The 17,920-nt window shown below is 25.3% G+C and carries 16 protein-coding genes; 3 read left to right on the plus strand and 13 right to left on the minus strand.

Annotation, left to right across the window (positions count from 1 at the left end):
* Nucleotides 1-80 precede the first annotated feature (80 nt).
* The 4 genes from MBFIL_RS05285 to MBFIL_RS05300 all read right to left on the minus strand — a co-directional run bounded on the left by MBFIL_RS05285 (nt 81) and on the right by MBFIL_RS05300 (nt 5,630).
* Nucleotides 81-1,202 carry a TIGR01177 family methyltransferase gene (locus MBFIL_RS05285; protein WP_066972150.1) on the minus strand — a complete coding sequence of 374 codons (1,122 nt, stop codon included), beginning with the start codon at nt 1,200-1,202 and terminating at the stop codon, nt 81-83.
* 146 nt (nt 1,203-1,348) lie between these two features.
* Nucleotides 1,349-2,596, minus strand: a complete 1,248-nt coding sequence (locus MBFIL_RS05290) for a geranylgeranyl reductase family protein (protein WP_066972152.1) — start codon at nt 2,594-2,596, stop codon at nt 1,349-1,351.
* Nucleotides 2,597-2,670: 74 nt separating this feature from the next.
* Nucleotides 2,671-3,765, minus strand: coding sequence for a PH domain-containing protein (locus MBFIL_RS05295; protein WP_169805504.1), 1,095 nt, complete (start codon nt 3,763-3,765; stop codon nt 2,671-2,673).
* A 632-nt stretch (nt 3,766-4,397) separates the two neighbouring features.
* On the minus strand, nt 4,398-5,630 hold the full coding sequence (locus MBFIL_RS05300; protein ID WP_066972155.1) for a proteasome-activating nucleotidase: 1,233 nt from the start codon (nt 5,628-5,630) through the stop codon (nt 4,398-4,400).
* Nucleotides 5,631-6,150: 520 nt separating this feature from the next.
* On the opposite strand from MBFIL_RS05300, the gene MBFIL_RS05305 reads away from it, so the two are divergent.
* Complete coding sequence (locus MBFIL_RS05305) at nt 6,151-6,648, plus strand: multiprotein bridging factor aMBF1 (protein ID WP_066972157.1); 498 nt, start codon at nt 6,151-6,153, stop codon at nt 6,646-6,648.
* A gap of 175 nt (nt 6,649-6,823) precedes the next feature.
* Here MBFIL_RS05305 and MBFIL_RS05310 read toward each other — a convergent pair whose 3' ends face one another.
* The 9 genes from MBFIL_RS05310 to nikR form a co-directional block, all read right to left on the minus strand.
* Entirely contained in the window at nt 6,824-7,228 is a 405-nt protein-coding gene (locus tag MBFIL_RS05310) for a DUF356 domain-containing protein (RefSeq protein ID WP_066972159.1), read from the minus strand.
* Nucleotides 7,229-7,560: 332 nt separating this feature from the next.
* Nucleotides 7,561-8,778: a hypothetical protein gene (locus MBFIL_RS05315; RefSeq protein ID WP_157078692.1), complete on the minus strand. Its 1,218-nt coding sequence runs from the start codon at nt 8,776-8,778 to the stop codon at nt 7,561-7,563.
* 42 nt (nt 8,779-8,820) lie between these two features.
* A complete protein-coding gene (locus MBFIL_RS05320) occupies nt 8,821-9,279 on the minus strand; it encodes a hypothetical protein (protein ID WP_066972162.1) in 459 nt (152 codons plus the stop codon).
* A gap of 595 nt (nt 9,280-9,874) precedes the next feature.
* Nucleotides 9,875-11,377 (minus strand): Mur ligase family protein, encoded by a 1,503-nt coding sequence (locus MBFIL_RS05325; RefSeq protein WP_066972164.1) that lies wholly within the window; start codon nt 11,375-11,377, stop codon nt 9,875-9,877.
* A 128-nt stretch (nt 11,378-11,505) separates the two neighbouring features.
* A complete protein-coding gene (locus MBFIL_RS05330; RefSeq protein ID WP_066972166.1) occupies nt 11,506-12,576 on the minus strand; it encodes a glycosyltransferase family 4 protein in 1,071 nt (356 codons plus the stop codon).
* A 270-nt stretch (nt 12,577-12,846) separates the two neighbouring features.
* Nucleotides 12,847-13,998 (minus strand): ATP-grasp domain-containing protein, encoded by a 1,152-nt coding sequence (locus tag MBFIL_RS05335; RefSeq protein ID WP_066972168.1) that lies wholly within the window; start codon nt 13,996-13,998, stop codon nt 12,847-12,849.
* Nucleotides 13,999-14,083: 85 nt separating this feature from the next.
* Complete coding sequence (gene hycI / locus MBFIL_RS05340; protein WP_066972170.1) at nt 14,084-14,587, minus strand: hydrogenase maturation peptidase HycI; 504 nt, start codon at nt 14,585-14,587, stop codon at nt 14,084-14,086.
* Between the two features lie 109 nt (nt 14,588-14,696).
* Entirely contained in the window at nt 14,697-15,500 is an 804-nt protein-coding gene (locus MBFIL_RS05345; RefSeq protein ID WP_066972172.1) for a methyltransferase domain-containing protein, read from the minus strand.
* A 300-nt stretch (nt 15,501-15,800) separates the two neighbouring features.
* Nucleotides 15,801-16,217, minus strand: a complete 417-nt coding sequence (gene nikR / locus MBFIL_RS05350; protein ID WP_211261726.1) for a nickel-responsive transcriptional regulator NikR — start codon at nt 16,215-16,217, stop codon at nt 15,801-15,803.
* Nucleotides 16,218-16,935: 718 nt separating this feature from the next.
* On the opposite strand from nikR, the gene MBFIL_RS05355 reads away from it, so the two are divergent.
* Complete coding sequence (locus MBFIL_RS05355; RefSeq protein ID WP_066972177.1) at nt 16,936-17,340, plus strand: CBS domain-containing protein; 405 nt, start codon at nt 16,936-16,938, stop codon at nt 17,338-17,340.
* 32 nt (nt 17,341-17,372) lie between these two features.
* On the plus strand, nt 17,373-17,840 hold the full coding sequence (locus tag MBFIL_RS05360) for a hypothetical protein (protein ID WP_066972180.1): 468 nt from the start codon (nt 17,373-17,375) through the stop codon (nt 17,838-17,840).
* The last annotated feature ends 80 nt before the right edge of the window (nt 17,841-17,920 follow it).

Raw genomic sequence — 17,920 nt, forward strand, 5'->3', positions numbered from 1 at the left:
ATACTAATTTTTAATAATATAATTAATCATTTTGTAATACACTATTAACTATTAAATTAATGATAAAAACCATGATAAATTCATATTTTACGTATCACTGAAATAATACGAGTTAAACTTTTATGCATTTTAATATGGTGTCTTTCTAATAATTCAAAGTCAAGGTCATTTAATATAGAATCAAGGTCCAAGTAATGGGGGCTAGCCATACACAAAAGTGCATCTTTTTTCATGTTTTTTGAAATCGAATCTAAAAATTGATGAAATATGATATGACTTTCTTCACCACCAGTTGAAGTAGATATACCATAAGGAGGATCTGTAACAACAGCATCGACTTTTTTAATGAGTTTAAGCTCTCTAACATCTAAATGATACAATTCATAATCTTTAAGGTTGCAATAATCAAGATTAATTCCAGTTCCATTTTTCATCTTCCACTGAATATCAGAACCAATTAATTTCGCACCTATTAAACCTCCTTCAATTAAAATCCCACCAGTTCCACAAAAAGGATCTAGTAAAGTTTCACCTTCTTTAATTTTAGAAAGATTTACCATGCATCTAGCTAATTTAGGACTCATTGATCCTGGGTAAAAGAAAGGTCTTTTATGAGGTTTAATATTATAAAAATGTTTTTTATTAATATCATATTTGCGAACACAAATATAAATATTACTACTTGAAACAACAAATCTGATAAAAGAGCTTGGATTATTCAAATTAACTGAAAAATGATCACTAGCTATTTTTATAATCCCTCCAAGTTTTCTTTCACACTTTATTGTGTCAATATTTACATTATCAAAACGTTTAATTCTAAGAGCAAAATCATTTTCTATATACTTTTCCCAGTCAATGTTATTAAAATCATATGCAACACTATTTAACACATCACAGGAATTATTGATATTATTAATTGTAATATCTGAACCTTCAATCTCTTCTATATCAAAATAGCTATTTAAATCAGTTAGTTCTTTAGAAAATATTACTTGATCAATTTCATGAGTATATGCTAGTCTTTTAACTAATATTTTATAGGTTTCATCAAATAAATCTTCCTCGATGGATTTTAAAATAAGTAAACCTTGACTTATAATCTCGATTTCACCACTTATCTCTTCACTTTCAAGTACAGCCCTAAGTTCAGCAATAGGTAATGTATCATGTTCTTGAGACTGAATTAATAAAAGTTCCATGTTTTAATATCTCCGATAAATTAATAAGAATATAATGAGGGATAACTTAATAAAAAGCATACTGAATAAACTACAATATTAACATATTATTAATACTAAGTATTTAAATCATGGTATTTTATTAAAATTTGATTATTATTGGTTAATTAAATAATATTAAAAAGCCATAATTTTAACATTTTAAATAAAAGAGATTTTGGTATGACTTTAAGAAGCAAACCTTTTTTTAAAATTTCTTTAACTAAAATAGACTGTTTATCCATATCTCCATATTTAGAAATAAGAAATTCAGCATTATTATTTTTGAGCTTTTCAAATATATGATCTAAATCATCATTTGATAATCCATCAATAGTTTTATGAACTTTAAGTTGATATTTAAGTTCAGTTGAATATTTCTTTTTAAACTCAATAGGATAGCTATTTAAAATAGATAAATCATTTTTTAACAATGTATTTTTTATGATTTTTTTAGCCATTTTAATTGTTTCAAAACCTAATATTAATCCACCACCAGTAGTTGGCTTTAATTGAGATGCTGCATCCCCAATTAAAAGACATCTTCCTTTTACAAGTAATTTATCTTCCTCATAAATAGGAATATCTCCTAAATATCTTTCAATTATTTTGCAATCTTTAAATTTAGGATGATTAGATAAAAAAGATTCTAAAAATAGTTTTTGGGTTTTAAAATCATTATTTGAAAATAAACCAACTCGATATTCATTGTTTTCTGTAGGAATACACCACAAAAATCCAGGCAATATTTTAGAATCCAGTTGAAGTTCTACAAAATCCTCCATATTGCCAATATTACGAATATTAGTATTAGTAATATTATTAGTATTAGTATTAACAATATTATTAGTATTACTGAAATTATTATTAATTCTAACTAAAACTTGAGAAGCATTGAAGTATTTAAAGGGATTATTAAATTTTTTTGAGATTGTTGAATGATGACCATCTGCACCTACAATTATCTTGGCTTTTATGGATTTATTGTTACAATAAATTATCCCATTTTTAAAATCAACATCTAAAACTTTGTGCTTAGTAAAAAGTTTAGATCCATTATCAACTGCTCGTTTTACTAAATATTGGTCATATTTAACACGATCTATAACATATGCCTCAGAAAATTCCTTATACACAGTTAATTGAACATTGGGAGAGTTTAATAATGCTCCTTTAACTTTATTAAGAATTAAATCATTTGGAATTTCATTAAGATCTTTTATTTTTTTACTAACAATCCCTGCACATTGAAGAGGAATGCCAATTTGACTCTTTTTTTCGAGAATACAAACCGAAAAATCATTAGCAAGTTCATAAGCTAACGTTGAGCCAATAGGTCCTGCTCCAACAATAGCCACATCATAATCATAATTCATTGTTTTATCTTTATAAAAAGTAGTATAAAAATAAGATAGATTTTAGTAGATTTTATTTAAATTAAAAATAAAAATTATCTTTTAAATTTTTTAGAATGCCTATCTAAAATAGAAATATTCTCTTTTTCAGATATCTCTTCATTTATATTATTATTAGAATTACCATTACTAGTAGGTTCATTGAAATTAGAATTATTTTGATTATGATAATTATTAGACTTATTATTATCACTATTTGCATAGTTATTATAATTATTATTGAAGCTATTTTTTGATTCTAATCCTCCAATGCCCTCAAAAGCAGGATGTTTAAATTTACTTTTATTAATTGAAGAATATTCTAAATCTTGATTTTCATTATAATGATTGTTTGGAATATTATGTTCTTGAAAATTATTAGTATTATTATTAGTATTATTTTCTTGCTGATTATATTGATTATTTAGATTTGAATTATATTGATTATTTAAATTAAATCTTTTATTTTGTTGATTAGAATGGTACTGTGTATCTTCTGAATTTTCATGGTTAAAATTACCTGAATTATCATGATAATGATTAATTGGATAATCTGGACTCTTTGTGTAGGATTTCATACTTGGATTATAATTATTATTTTGAATATGATTATAATCGCCCCTATCATTTATATATTCCTCATAATGCTGATTTTGTTGATTATTTTGTTGATTGTTATTGATATTATTAGAGTCACTATAGCTATTAGTATATTGAGAGTCATTATACTGTGAATTATTATAACGAGAGATTTGATTTTGAGGATTATGTTGATAAGACATTCTTTCATGAAATTTAGACATTTCATGGAAAATTATCTCTTCTACATCTCCTGGAGAGCGAATATTCTTTAATATTATTTTTCCATCATCATATGCACTGCAAATAAATATATTTCCTATGGAAAAAAGCCTATCTATTAAACCTTGAGAAGTACTTATATCTTGTATATGATCAAAGGATAAATAATTTGATTTTCTTCGGATTACTCCAGATTTTGATATGATCCTACTATCTGTTACAGTATATTCTATCTGACTCCAACTAAAAAAAATCCATATTATCCATAAAATAATAATAAAAAATATAAGCCCCATTCCTAAATCAAAATAGCTATTTAATTCTCTAGCAAAAATCCAGTCTGTGTTCATTAGTAAATAAGATTGTATTCCAGGAATAACACTTAATTTTAGGAATAATGTAATTTGATATATAATTATTAATAAAATAATTAACAAAAAGACTTTTTTTGAATGAAAAATCAAACTGGGCTTAGAATTATATAAAATTTTTTCATTAGTACTATTCTTATCTTCTACATTTAACATTAATCATACTTTTGTAAATCTTTTTAAATAAATTTTTTGATTTTTATAAAATAAATACAAAAATTGATTAAAAATTATATTAATAAATGACTAAAAAATATTACTAATCTTATAAATAGATTCATTAAAAACATAAAATGATTATTGAAAATATGAAAAGTACTAAAATATAAAAAAAGTATTAAAAACTATTAAAAAACTAAAAGCCTCAGATCGCCCATCAGTCATCACAAATCAGAGCTCATAGGGTTCATCACAGGCAATTAGTTGAAATAAGTAATAAATAATATCTATTTAACACAATAAGGATAAGAGCTATTAACTAAAATAACAATAACAGCTATTAATAACAATAATAACAATTAGTATCCATTAAAAAGAAATAAAAGTAATATTACAAGAGAGAATTATTAATAAAAATGTTGAAAGGAAATAAGTTATTATTGATTATTAAATTAACCAAACATTACTCCTGCTTCTTTTCTAAATTCTTCTTCATGTTCAACACCCATTATTTTATCTATTGCATCCATGAAATCAGATACTGTTATATTTTCACGTTCTTCCCTTATTGCAAACATACCAGCTTCAGTACATATTGCTTTTAAATCAGCACCAGAAACACTATCAGTTAATGAAGCTAAGAAATCTAAATCAACATCTTCATCTAAGGACATGTTTTTAGTGTGTATTTTTAAAATTTCTCTCCTACCATCTTCATTTGGAGCTGGAACTTCAATAAATCTATCGAACCTTCCAGGTCTCAAAAGAGCAGGGTCTAAAATATCTGGTCGATTAGTTGCAGCAACAATACCAATATCCCCACGAGATTCAAAACCATCTAATTCAGCAAGTAGTTGCATTAAAGTCCTTTGAACTTCACGATCTCCACTTGTAGAGCTTTTAAGTCGCTTGGCAGCTACAGCATCAATCTCATCTATGAAAATAATACTTGGTGCTTTTTCTTTAGCTAATTCAAAAACACCTCTTACAAGACGTGCTCCTTCACCAATATACTTCTTAACAAATTCAGAGGCTACAATTTTGATGAAAGTAGCATTGGTTTCATTAGCTACTGCTTTAGCAAGTAATGTTTTACCAGTTCCTGGAGGACCATATAATAACACACCTTTTGGTGGTTCAATACCAACTCTTTTGAACAATTCTGGCTTTTTAAGAGGAAGTTCAACGGTTTCCTTAACTTCCACTATTTGATCCTCAAGACCACCTATTGTGCTATATGAAACAGATGGTTTTTCATCTACTTCCATTCCTGAAACTGCAGGATCTTTTTCAGAATGTAATACTTCAACTACTCCGAAATTTTGCTGATTAAGTGCAACCCTTGCACCAGGCTCAATTAATTTATCACCTACAAAATTTGAATAATTAATAACAAAGTGAGGTCCTGTACTACTTTTCACTGCCAATCTATTATTATCAAGAATTTCAGTTACAGTAGCTAATATTAAAGGAGGATGCCTAAATCTGTCTACTTCTGCCCTCAATGATTTAGCTTCACGTTCTAATCTTATTTTATCATTATCATTAACAATTTTCTCTTTTTCCAGTTTTCTTACTTTCCACATTAAATTTCTTTTAGTTTTGGTATTTTCTTCTTTTAACATTCGGACTTCTTTTTTAAGATCTTCAATCTTCATAAAAAGGGATTGTGAGGAATTTTCCATGTTTATAATACGCCCCTAAAACTTTTAAAATTAATTCATCCAGTAGTATATGGTAATATTAATTATATAAATATTTTATTTTTAAATTTTTATATTTATATTAATAGTGTAGTTTACTAACTATTGTATATTAATATATGTTCAAGTTGATATTTAAATTTTAGGGTGAAAAAGAAAATAATATATTTTCTATCTAAAAATCAATGGAAAATTGATAAAAAATAAGATTACTCATTAAAATAAGATTATATTACTAAACTAAAAACTAAAAAATTCAAAGAGAAATTTAATAGAAAATAAATGAAAAATTTAGTTAAATTTTAAATATAATGTTAAGTATAATTTTAGTACTTTAATTAAGTACATTACTAATTTATACTATTAAATTGATAAACTATTTTAAGCAAAACATTAGTTTATACTTATAAGTAAATGTTAATTGAGTTAATTGTTTAATTGAGTTAATGATAAAATATATAATTATTGAAAAAGAAATAGAACAATATGAGATGTGAGATTTATGAGATGTGAAATTTGCGGAGAAACAATTAACGGTACTCCCTTAAAAACAAAAATTGATGGTTCTGTTATGGATGTTTGTGAAAATTGTGCCAAATTTGGTAGAATTCAAAAAACACCTGCTGTTAGAAAACCTATTAGTAATATAAAGAGTAAAAACCCCCAGAAATCAAATATATCACGACCTAATACTAATCAAAGAAGGAATGAACCAACAGAAGAACTTGTTGAAGAATATGATTCTATAATTCGAGAAAAGAGAGAGCATCTAAGATTGTCAAGAGAAGATTTATCTAAAAAACTTAATGAAAAAGCTTCAGTATTAAGTAGAATTGAAAATGGAAAAATGATTCCTGATTTAAAACTTGCTAAAAAGCTTGAAAATATACTTAAAATAGATTTAATTGAAAAGGTAAATGACTTTGACTTAGAAAGTATGAAAAATAATATGTCTTCAACCCCAACTTTAGGAGACATTGTTAAAATTAAGAAAAAATAAAATATAATATAAAAATTAGAGTATTTGATTAAATTTAATTAAAATAAACATTAAATACTCAAAAAACTTATTTTCATTTTTTAATTAAAATAAACTTATTAATTAAATAAGTATATTCTATTAGATATATTCTTATTAGATATACTCTTATATTAGATATACTCTTAAAAAAGATTTAATTTCTAGAATGAGTTTTGAAATCTTTTTTATAATCTTTTAATTCTGTTGTTTTAGCTTTACTAAAGTAATATCCACTTAAGTTATCAGAATCTCCTAAAGCACCTTCTAATCTAGAATATTCCTCGTATTCATCACTCACAACGATAACATGAGCAGGAGGATGAATGGTCTTCACTTGCATGATACTTAAAGTAATATCTTCCTCTACAAAAAAAGCAGTTGCTACTTTTGATTTACTTCTTAAAGGAGATTTTAATATACTTTCAACTATAGAATCTGCTATCTTTGAATCAATAGCTTTAGGCTTAGTTTTAATATTTAATTTTGCATGACGTTCAATGTCAGCAATTGCATTTAAAATTTTTGAATTATTTTCTCCACGAATCAAGATCAATGCCATAATAATCACATAAAAAGAATTTTACAAACTAAATTACATGTAAATAGGATAATGTATGTTTAAACAATTAATACATATAATTGATCTAATATTAATATTACTATCTAATACTTTTATTACAAAAAACATATATATTATTAATTAAGATTTAAATTTAGATAATAAATATCATTTTATCATATACAGTATATAAATGCTTTGGAATTACTGGAAAAAAAGTTCCAAAAAATTTATTATCTTATAAAAAAATATGTAATATTAAATATACAACATCAATATAGGTTATATGAATATTTAGTTAATAGTAGCTATTAAATTTTTTATTCACATTGCTATTGCTTTTTCTGGAAAGATTTAAGTAATCTACTTCTAAATATTACTAAAAGCAGAAGTATTATTCCAATAACTGACTGTATACTTCCCAAAATATTTAATATAACTGGACTTATAGGTAAATTCCATGAAGGAGAAGACCTACCTTCTGGAAGTGGAGCAAAGTAAACACCTACTGCTTTTGAGTCAGCTCTTACATTAACATCCTTAGGTTCAACATAATCAACTCCACTAAGTAAACCATTATTAATACCTTTGTTAATAGATTCAGTTATACCATTAGCATCATACCCATACTTTTTAACTGATGCAGTGACAATTTCAGATGTTGTTTCAGGTATACCTACCTTATCAGTACCATAAACTGAAACTGAAACAGCATCTTTAGATACCGTAATCTTATTCTTTAATGCATCATAAGCATAAATTGTTTCAAGTGAATTTCCATCATTTGGACATGTTTCATAGTTTTCAGCTGCAGGGAAACCTATACCCCACCCATCCACTGGACAAACCTTAGAATAAGCTTCATCCATTGGATAACCAGTTGTATTTACTTCCTGAGGCGTGAACATATCACCTGTTGATATTCCAGCTATTAAATTCACAGCACCTCCACCATATTTCTCTCCAGAATCCTCAGCAACTTCCTTAAACACTTCACTAACAATTGTTGTAGCAGAATAGCCATCCCTTATCATTCTCCCTATGTTAAGTGCAGTTTCTTTTCTAACTCTGGTTGCAGAACCATATAGTGGATTTCCATGACTGTTCCTTAAGTGAATAATAGCGCCTTTTTTACCAGGAGGTATTGATGCAAGACCTCCAGATGCAGGAGTCACTTTAATATCCCCATTATCTTCAACAGTGATTAAATATGCATCAAATGATCCTCCAATTCCAATTCCTATCTCAGGACCCCCAACAAGCAACCTCATACCAGAATAGGATGAAGCAGGACCTGCAGCTCTGGCTGCAGTTACACCAGTGTCTAAAAGAGTAATAGCATCTACAATAGGGTATAACCTAGCATCTGCACCACCTTCTCCCCCAGATAAAACTACATACTTATTATCTTTTGATAAAAGAAATGTAGATTGAAACATATTCTGAGCAAAAGACATACTTCCACCAGCTGCACCATTAACATCTTGCCCTGTTGGATCAGTAATTACAATTACATTCATAGTAGCAGAAACAGCAGCTAATGAGGCAATTATTAATAAAAATGTTATTAATAAAAATGTTCGTTTCAAAGTTCATCCCTCTCGTAATAAAGCGTTTTTTGCAGTTAAATTATGCATATCAATTGTTGAAAAGTCTTCAATAACATTTACAGTTACAATTCCAGTAGATTCATCAATTTTAACATCAGCAGCAGCAATAGGCTGTAATTTAGTCCCTGGAACTGTCGTTAAGGTTGCAAAATTTTGGGCATTAGTAATCGCCTCGCTTAAAGGCATAGATCTCTTCGTTGTTATCAACATCCCATTTTTAATAGAACTACCTGATCTTAAACCAGAATTAGCAATATTAGCCCTTATACTATCAATTGGAACAATATCATTACCTTTAATAATGACTCCAGCTACAACCACTCCATCTTCAATTTCAGGAGATGAAGCAAATGCAATGTATGTTATTAATCTTCCAGAAAGAATTAGCACAAATGCTAATAATAAAATTATTAATGTGTCTCTCCTTATTTTTAAAAACATGATTTTCACTCTTTTTAAAATAACTCCAATTAAATTAGTTTATAATAAGTTTATTATTAAGTTTCATCATATGCTATTTCACAAATTAAACATTAGATATAATATTAGTAATTAGTTATAATATAATATATTACCAAAGTTTTGTAACATATGTAGTAATTTAAATGTTCAGAAATATCATCTAAAAAATCTTTAAATTAAATTTAAAGTATTTTTATTATATTTTTCATAAGAATTACAAAATGATTATAAGACACATTTTTTGAGTAATGTAATATAAATGATTTTATTAATATGAAACAAACATTTCAAACTTTTAAAAAAAAGTTTGATCAAAAGCTATTTCCATAAATAAAGCACTTTAAGCATTAATTATGCTTTTATTAATATTAAATTTATATATTATTTTTTATTATTGAAATTTTAGAATAAAATGTGAATTTAACTATTTGCAAATTTAAATCAAAACATAACAAGTAATGTAAATGATAAAAACTATTTTTATATTAGATTACTATTATATTAATATCTATCGATTTTTACAAATAGATTTATAAAATAAATTAATTTCCAAAAATGATTTAAAAAGAACGAACTACTTCATAATATTCAATAATAGCTCACTTGCAGGATCCATACCTTGAGCTCCAATGAGTAAAACAACATCTTGAACTTTAGCATTTGTATAAACATCAAATAACGAATCATGCAAATTATTATAAAATTTAGAACTAATATTATTATCTGATAGCACATTTAAAAATATTTCTCTTTCTTTATCATGAACTACATTTAAATTATCCACAATATCCTCACTTGAAGATATCAAAAGGTTCACATTGTTAACATTAGAATTTAAAGAATTTAAACTTTCAGCTATTGCTTTAGAATTTAGTTCATTTATTTCAATACCTCTAGAACCTCTAATAGCTGATACAATCCATAAATCAGTATTATTTACTAATTTTGAAGTTGCTTTAATAGTTTCTTTAATACCTTCGGGATTATGTGCAAAATCATCAATAATTAAAGGATTTTGATTTAATATTGAAAATCTTCTCTTTAATGGAGTATAAGATTTTACACCTTCAACAATATCATTAATAGCCATATCTAAAGATATACATGCTGAAATTGCAGCTAAAACATTTAAAATAAAATGTTTACTTTTAAATGGAAGTTCTTCTAATTTTAAAATCTCCTCATAATTATATAAAATGATATTTTTATTAGTATCATAATATAAATAGCTAGTTTTAAGATTATTCAATTTTTTAGAATTTTTGCCGTAAAAAAAGAAAAAATTATCAATATTATCTGAACTTAATCCATTCAAAGATCTGACAAGCAAATCATCATAGTTTAAAACCAATGTTCCTTTTTTAATAGCTTTAGCTACACCAGATGTTTCATCAAATACCTCTTCAATTGAATTAACTAAACCAATATGATCCATTGCAATATTTGTTACAACACCAACATCAGGATTAACTGCATCGACCATAATAGCTGCATGGTCTTTCATTAACTTATTTAACCATCCTTGAACTTCAGAAACTTCAATAACTAAAAAATCAGGATTTGGATTGATTTTTGAATAGTCCACTAATAATTTTGAAACCATGGGGTCAATTAATGTGTTGAATTCTGATTTTGCATCAGTGTTTGTAAAAGAATTAAAATGTGAATGTTTTAGAATATGATAAATTAAATGAGAAGTAGTAGATTTGCCATTTGTTCCACTAATAACAACTTTCTTAGAGTTTGGAGCAAATTTATCAATTGTGTATTTTAATGCAAAAGCATTAGCTATTTCTATTTTACCTACAATGATTAATGGAAAATTTAATGAATTTGCAGTTTCAATAGTTTTTATTTGAGGATTTTCACATATTATTGCCAAAACATCTTTATTTTTAGCTATTTCAATTCCTTTTTCATCAATTCGATGCCTTATTACAATGTCTCCTTTAGTTGCAGAATTTAAAACAGTAAACACACCAGAAAATTTATTATATTTTAAATCATTAGTAATACCAACAATTTCGCCAGAAATTTCTTTAGATAAATCTGAAAGTGTTAGGTTATTATAATTCATAAAATTCTCCAAAGAGTTTTAATTAATTATAGATCATTTATAACTAAATATTAGATTAAATAATTAAGTATTTATTTAATAATTAATTATTTATTTATAATATATGTAAATTAATTGCCTATGTTTATTTAAAAATAATAGAAACTTACTAAAATTCCAATAGCTGAAACTAAAAAAGTTAAGAACCAATAGCTAACTATGATTTGTTTTTCAGATAGTCCTTTATAGTTTAATGTATGGTGTAATGGTTCAACAGGAAGTCTAATGATTTTTGCTCGGTGAATTAAACTTATTATAACTGAAACTATTGGAACAGCTAATGCTAAAACGCCAAAATAAGGAGTATTAGTTATTAAAACTGCTGTTGCATAGCCTGCACCTAATGCAAAAGATCCAATATCTCCCATAAACACTGATGCAGGATATTTATTAAATACTAAAAATCCTAAGCTTATTCCTGCTAAAAGAGCAAAAGGTAAGATTCCTTCAAGATTACCATGTAAATATAAGAAAACGCCACATGCAATTGAAGCAATAGCTATTATTCCTGCGGCTAAACCATCCATCCCATCTATTAAATTAACTGAATTAATTGCCCCAATTATAGCTATGATAACAACAGGAATAGCTAGTAATCCTAGTGAAAATCCTCCAAGTGTTGTTACAGCCCCAGTGAGAATTAAAAAAATAGCTATAACTACTTGAGTTACTATTTTTTCCATTTCACCGATTTCAGTTTTTATAGGGATTTCATCAATTATTTTAAGTTTATTTCCAATAACAAGATCTTTAACCTGACTTTTTGCCTTTTCTGTAGCCGCCCTTGCTTTTTCACCAGGCTTTAAAGTCAATTGACCTAACTTAATAGGTATAGATGAAATATTCTCAACATGTTTTTGAACCTCTTTAATTTTAAGCCCTACAAGATCATCAATTAAACCAACAAGTCCTGCAGAAGCCATTATAAGAGAAGTTATTGTAATAAAATCATTTTTAATATATAATGAACATATTAAAAAGACTGAAAAGAGAAATGCGATACCTCCCATTGTTGGAGTGCCTTTTTTATGTTTATGTTCCGTTACAATAGGACTATCAACTAAATTAGCATTATTTAGCATATTCCTTATAAAATACGTAAAGAATACCGTTACAACGAAAGCTATTAAGAATAAAACTATAATATCAAATGTACTCATCTTTATCCCTTCAAATATGTCCATAAATTAAGAATATTAAATATAATTTATCATATATTGTTTAAATATTTTCTATTAATTTATCACATATTGTTTAAATATTTTTAAAATTTTCTATTAATTTATATTATTAAATTATGTACATTATCTTATTAATAGTTTAGCCTTAAATTAAATTAAAATAATAAAAAATAAAGAAAATTGAATAATGTCAAGTGTAACTAATTACAAAAGTAAGTTAAAAGTATAAAAATAAGTAGAAAGTAAAATTTAATCTTTAAAATCTAAATGTAAATCCTCTGATAAATAAGCATTATTATATTTTAAAAGATTATTAGCTATTTCAAAAGCTTTTTGTTTGTTTTCACCACTGACAGTTATTCTTCTGTATTTTTCAGGTCCATGAACAACCCATGAATTTTTTTCGAATTTTTTAATAGGCTCATTACCTAAAGAACCTTTATATTCACCAATAGGAATTTCTAAAGAATAATAATTCTTAAGTGTGCTATGTATACTCTTTATGTCAAAATCCCCATAAGCCATATCAACAAGTTTAACTAATGGATTAATACCTGTGCCCGCGGCAGACAAATATCTAGTTCCACTAGGTCTAGCATTGACTTCAATAGCATACAATTTATTATTTGAAGAAGAATAAATAAAATCAATATCAATAGTTCCTTCAGCACCTAAATTTTTAGCTATTTTAATAGCTAACTCTTTCACAAGATTATTATCCAATCCATCAATTTCACATGGAGCAGATTTAACTTTATACAATGGATGAACACCATTTAAATTAGTTTCACCTTTATAAGCAGGTACTAATGGTAAATATTCACCATTCCAACATAAAACCTCTATAGAAATTTCAGATCCTTCAATAAACTCCTCAGCAAGAGCATTTGAAAAATTATCAAAATACTCATTTAAATCATTGCCATTAATAGCTATTTTAATATCCTTTCCCCCTTGACCATGATTCTGTTTAAGAACCATAGGATATTTAAGGTTAAGGTTAGATATATCATTAGTTTCTAAAACAGCGTAATTAGGAGTAGCAATGTCAATATTATTAAAGAATTCTTTTGTTAAACTCTTGTTGGAAGTTAAATTAATTACATATTCATTAGAAGCTATTACTGGTATGTTGTATTCTTCTTCTAATTTTTTTTTCATTATAGCAACATCCATAAGAGGAATATCAAGACCAATTAATGGAATAACAGCACATACATTGTTAGAAATAGCTATTTTAGCAGGTTGATCCATTCCTCGATCAACGATATAATATTTATCAGCTAAATCTAAATTTGACGAATTTTTATTAGATTCTGTTAATATACATTCAATATCTTTACTTTTAAGATAATAAGCAATATCATCAAATAGTCTCGCACCAATAAAGAGTATTTTCATAAAATCACACATAAATCAAAGTTATTTTATTAAAAATAAGTATATGAATTAAGATAGTAATAAAATTATTTATTTTGTTTATTAATTATTTTATTGAGGATATAAACAATTCTTCAAGTGTTGAAATAGAATTAAGAACAACAGAAGATATGTCTTCAGCAAATCCCATAGTTTCTGGTTGAATACCTACTAAAAGTATATTAAAATCTATTTTTGATTCTAAATATTTTATAATGACAGATAAAGACATTGAATGAGTAGAAGGTGAATAATTAGCAATTTGTTCTTTAGTAATCAACTTAATGAATCCTGGAACATCATCCATTAATATCGCATCAACAATTAAAATATGTGAGGGCTTTTCTTTAATTATTAAACCTGTGAAATTCTCAGGAACTGATCCTGCATTAACAAGAACAATGTTCCATTTTTCAAAAAAATCTAATGATAATTTAGATCCTATAGATTCTATAAAATAAGGACCTAATGAATCATCCCCTCTTAATTCATTTCCCACCCCTAAAACTAATAATTTATCATAGTTTTCAAGAAAAGCTTTAAAGTCATTTTTAATAAAAATAAAAATCACCTATACAATAATATTTATATTTTATATATGTAATAATCAATTCCTCAAATTATACTACTTTAGTCATACTAAATAATATTCATTCAATTTATGAAAATTAATAATAAATTTAATAATAAACTTTAATAGATTCCAATCCTCCACCCATAACATATTCTAAAGTTATATCAATGAAATCTCCTTTTTTAACACTTTTTTCATTAATTGGAATGCATATTGGAGGATTTAACATTGGTGTTGGACCAGAAATTAAATTATCATTGAGTTTTGTGAAAGTAATAATTTTAATACCATTAAATAATGAGTCTTTAGTTATTTTAAAGTGTAATTTAGATTTAAAATTTAGATCAATATAATTATCAAAATCAATTTCATCATAAACTACAAAATCTCCTAAAACATCATATTCTAATGTAGAACCATGGTTTGAATCATCATATACAATATATGGATAATTCATATTTAGTGGATAAGCTATATTAATTATACCCTTTGGAATAATTACTCCATTATCTTTTAAAAAAGGTAATATATGATTTATTACTGGAGCTTCCTCTTCATCAATTAATCCAGTATCTAACATTTCACATACGATTAAATCAGCTTTATCCTTAAAATTTAAATTTAAAACATCATCATTTATAAAATTTATATCATCAATATCTTTTAAATTTAACTTAGCCTTTTCAATAGATTTAAAGTCTTTATCAATAGCTATAACATCAACATCATATTTAGAAGCAAAAAAGGATAAAATTCCAGACCCACATCCCAAATCAAACATTTTAACTTTTAAATCATTATTACTTTTAATTACATCATTAAAATAACTATTTATCGCTTCATTAAAAACAGCTAAACGTTCAAAATCTTTAATTAAATCATGATGATATGGAGTTGTGTGAAAAAACATGAAATTAATTCCTAAATAAAAATTAAATATGATATACAATAAAATAAGTAGAGTAACCCTTTAATAAATTATGATAATCCTTAATAAATAATATAGCCCTATATAAAATCAAAATTACGGTTAAATATCATATTAATACAAAATCAAAATCGCGGCTAAACCCAATAATTAAAAAAAATAATTTAAATAATAGTTAAAATAATAATAAAAATTAATAAAAATGTATTTTAAATTTAAATTTTAATAATAAAAGCATTTATTATGCTTATAAAATTGAAGGTTGATTAAGTTTTAATAAGCTTAATCTGGATCTAATTGTTCACCATTTGCAGTACTTGTGAGCTTAACATGATCGACACCTTTGAGCCTCATCATTTTTTCAGTTAACTCTCTAATACTATTTACATCACCATTAACAACAATAACTTCCATACAATACTTGTTAGTCATGTGTACATGCATACTTGTATTTATTTCATTTCTATATTGATGTTGAACTTCTGCTAAGCTTTCCATTACTCCATTGTAATAATGATCATAGATAACAGTGATAACTCCTATTCTTTGACCTTCCATTTCATTCATCCATTGGTAACGGACAATATAATCTTTCAAAGCATCTCTAATTCCCTTAGATCTGGATTGATAGCTTCTATCTTTTAAAACTTCATCAAATTCAGCCAAAAGCTTCTTTGGTAATGACATACTTATTCTCATCATGCTAAAAACCTTTTTCAAACATTTATAAATAAATTTAGAATGAATTAATCAACTAATAAAATAATACTAATAAATAATTAATGTAATGCCTAATCAATATCATGATAATTATAGATTATTATCAGTTAAATAGTATAATATTAGTCTAACAAAAAATATATTTTAAATAAATCTACAAAAACCTGTTATAAACCTTTTGTAAATTTTAAAACATTGAAAACTTAATATATAACAGTATTAATTTTAGATAATAACTATATAAACATTTTTATTAAATTATTATCACTAAATTAAAATAGTACACTATCATATATAAATATTACCCTATATTACCCTATATAAAATATTCATAAACAAAACAAAAATTATAGGATAATGAAATAAGGCTTTAAAATATAAATGGAATTACATACTACTTTTTAAAAATATGATATAACTAAACAAAGTCCATTTATAAAATATATTGACTGTAACTATATAAACTCAAATTAGTATAACTCAGTGACATATTATCTATCTAAGAAAAAATAATAATTGTGCATATTAACTAATAATTTTGCATGTTCAAATAGTATTAATTACTGAAACATACCTAAATTAAATTAGATAATAATAAATAAAAAATAAATAAGAATAGCTAAAAATATATACAATTGAATAAAAAATAATAACAGTTTAAATGAATTTATAATTTATCAGTTTACGAGTGAATAAAATGAAAATACAAGATGTGATGAATCGAAAAGTAATTTCAATAAATGAAAATACTAGCCCAATTGAAGCATTTGAAAAAATGTATAAAAATGGAATAAGAAGATTATTTGTAATAAACAATAATGGTGATTACAAAGGAACCATATCTTACACCAATTTAATAGGTATTTTAAACAATTTTAACAATGAAAATAGTAAGAATAATAAAAATACAATAAAAAATATAATGTCAAACACCATTATAACCATAGATGCAAAAGAAGAAATTAAAAATGCTGCAAATTTAATGCTTAGAGCAGATATTTCTGGTCTTTTAGTTGTAGATGGAAAAAAACCTGTTGGAGTCATTACTAAAACAGACATATGCAGATTAGTAGCAGCTAATCTTTTAATTCCTAATCAATAATAAATATATAATAAATCCAAAACAGATCAGATATGATAACTATAACTAAAAAAGAAGAAATAATATTCAATAAAATAAAAGAATTAAACTCACAGTTCCCCAAGGGAATAGAAGAAAATATTATTAAAGAGAATCTTGATATTTACGAACATGAATTAACCAATACATTGAAAGAGCTAAGTACTAAAGAAATGATTCATTATAAAGATAAAAAAGTAAAACTAATAGGATTTGACAAAGAGATAACTGCAGTTAACTCCAAAAAAGAAGTTAAAAAAGCAGAATTAGATGAAAAAGAAAGAAAGTCCATTGAAGTTATTGAAAAATTAATAAATAATGATAATATCGTTTCAAAACATATTTTAGAAGGTAGTCTTCTTTATGGTGATTTAAAATTAACTAATTTTAGAATGTATCATATATTATTATCTCTCGAAAACAAAAACATTATTGAAAAGATAAAAGCAACTCATGGAGATTATTATAAATTATTAATTTAAAATAAGACCATGTAACTTATTAAATAAGTAATACATATTGAATAAGTAATACATATTGAATAAGAAATTATTGAACTAAT

The sequence above is a fragment of the Methanobrevibacter filiformis genome, from assembly GCF_001639265.1.
Taxonomy (GTDB): Archaea; Methanobacteriota; Methanobacteria; order Methanobacteriales; family Methanobacteriaceae; genus Methanacia; species Methanacia filiformis.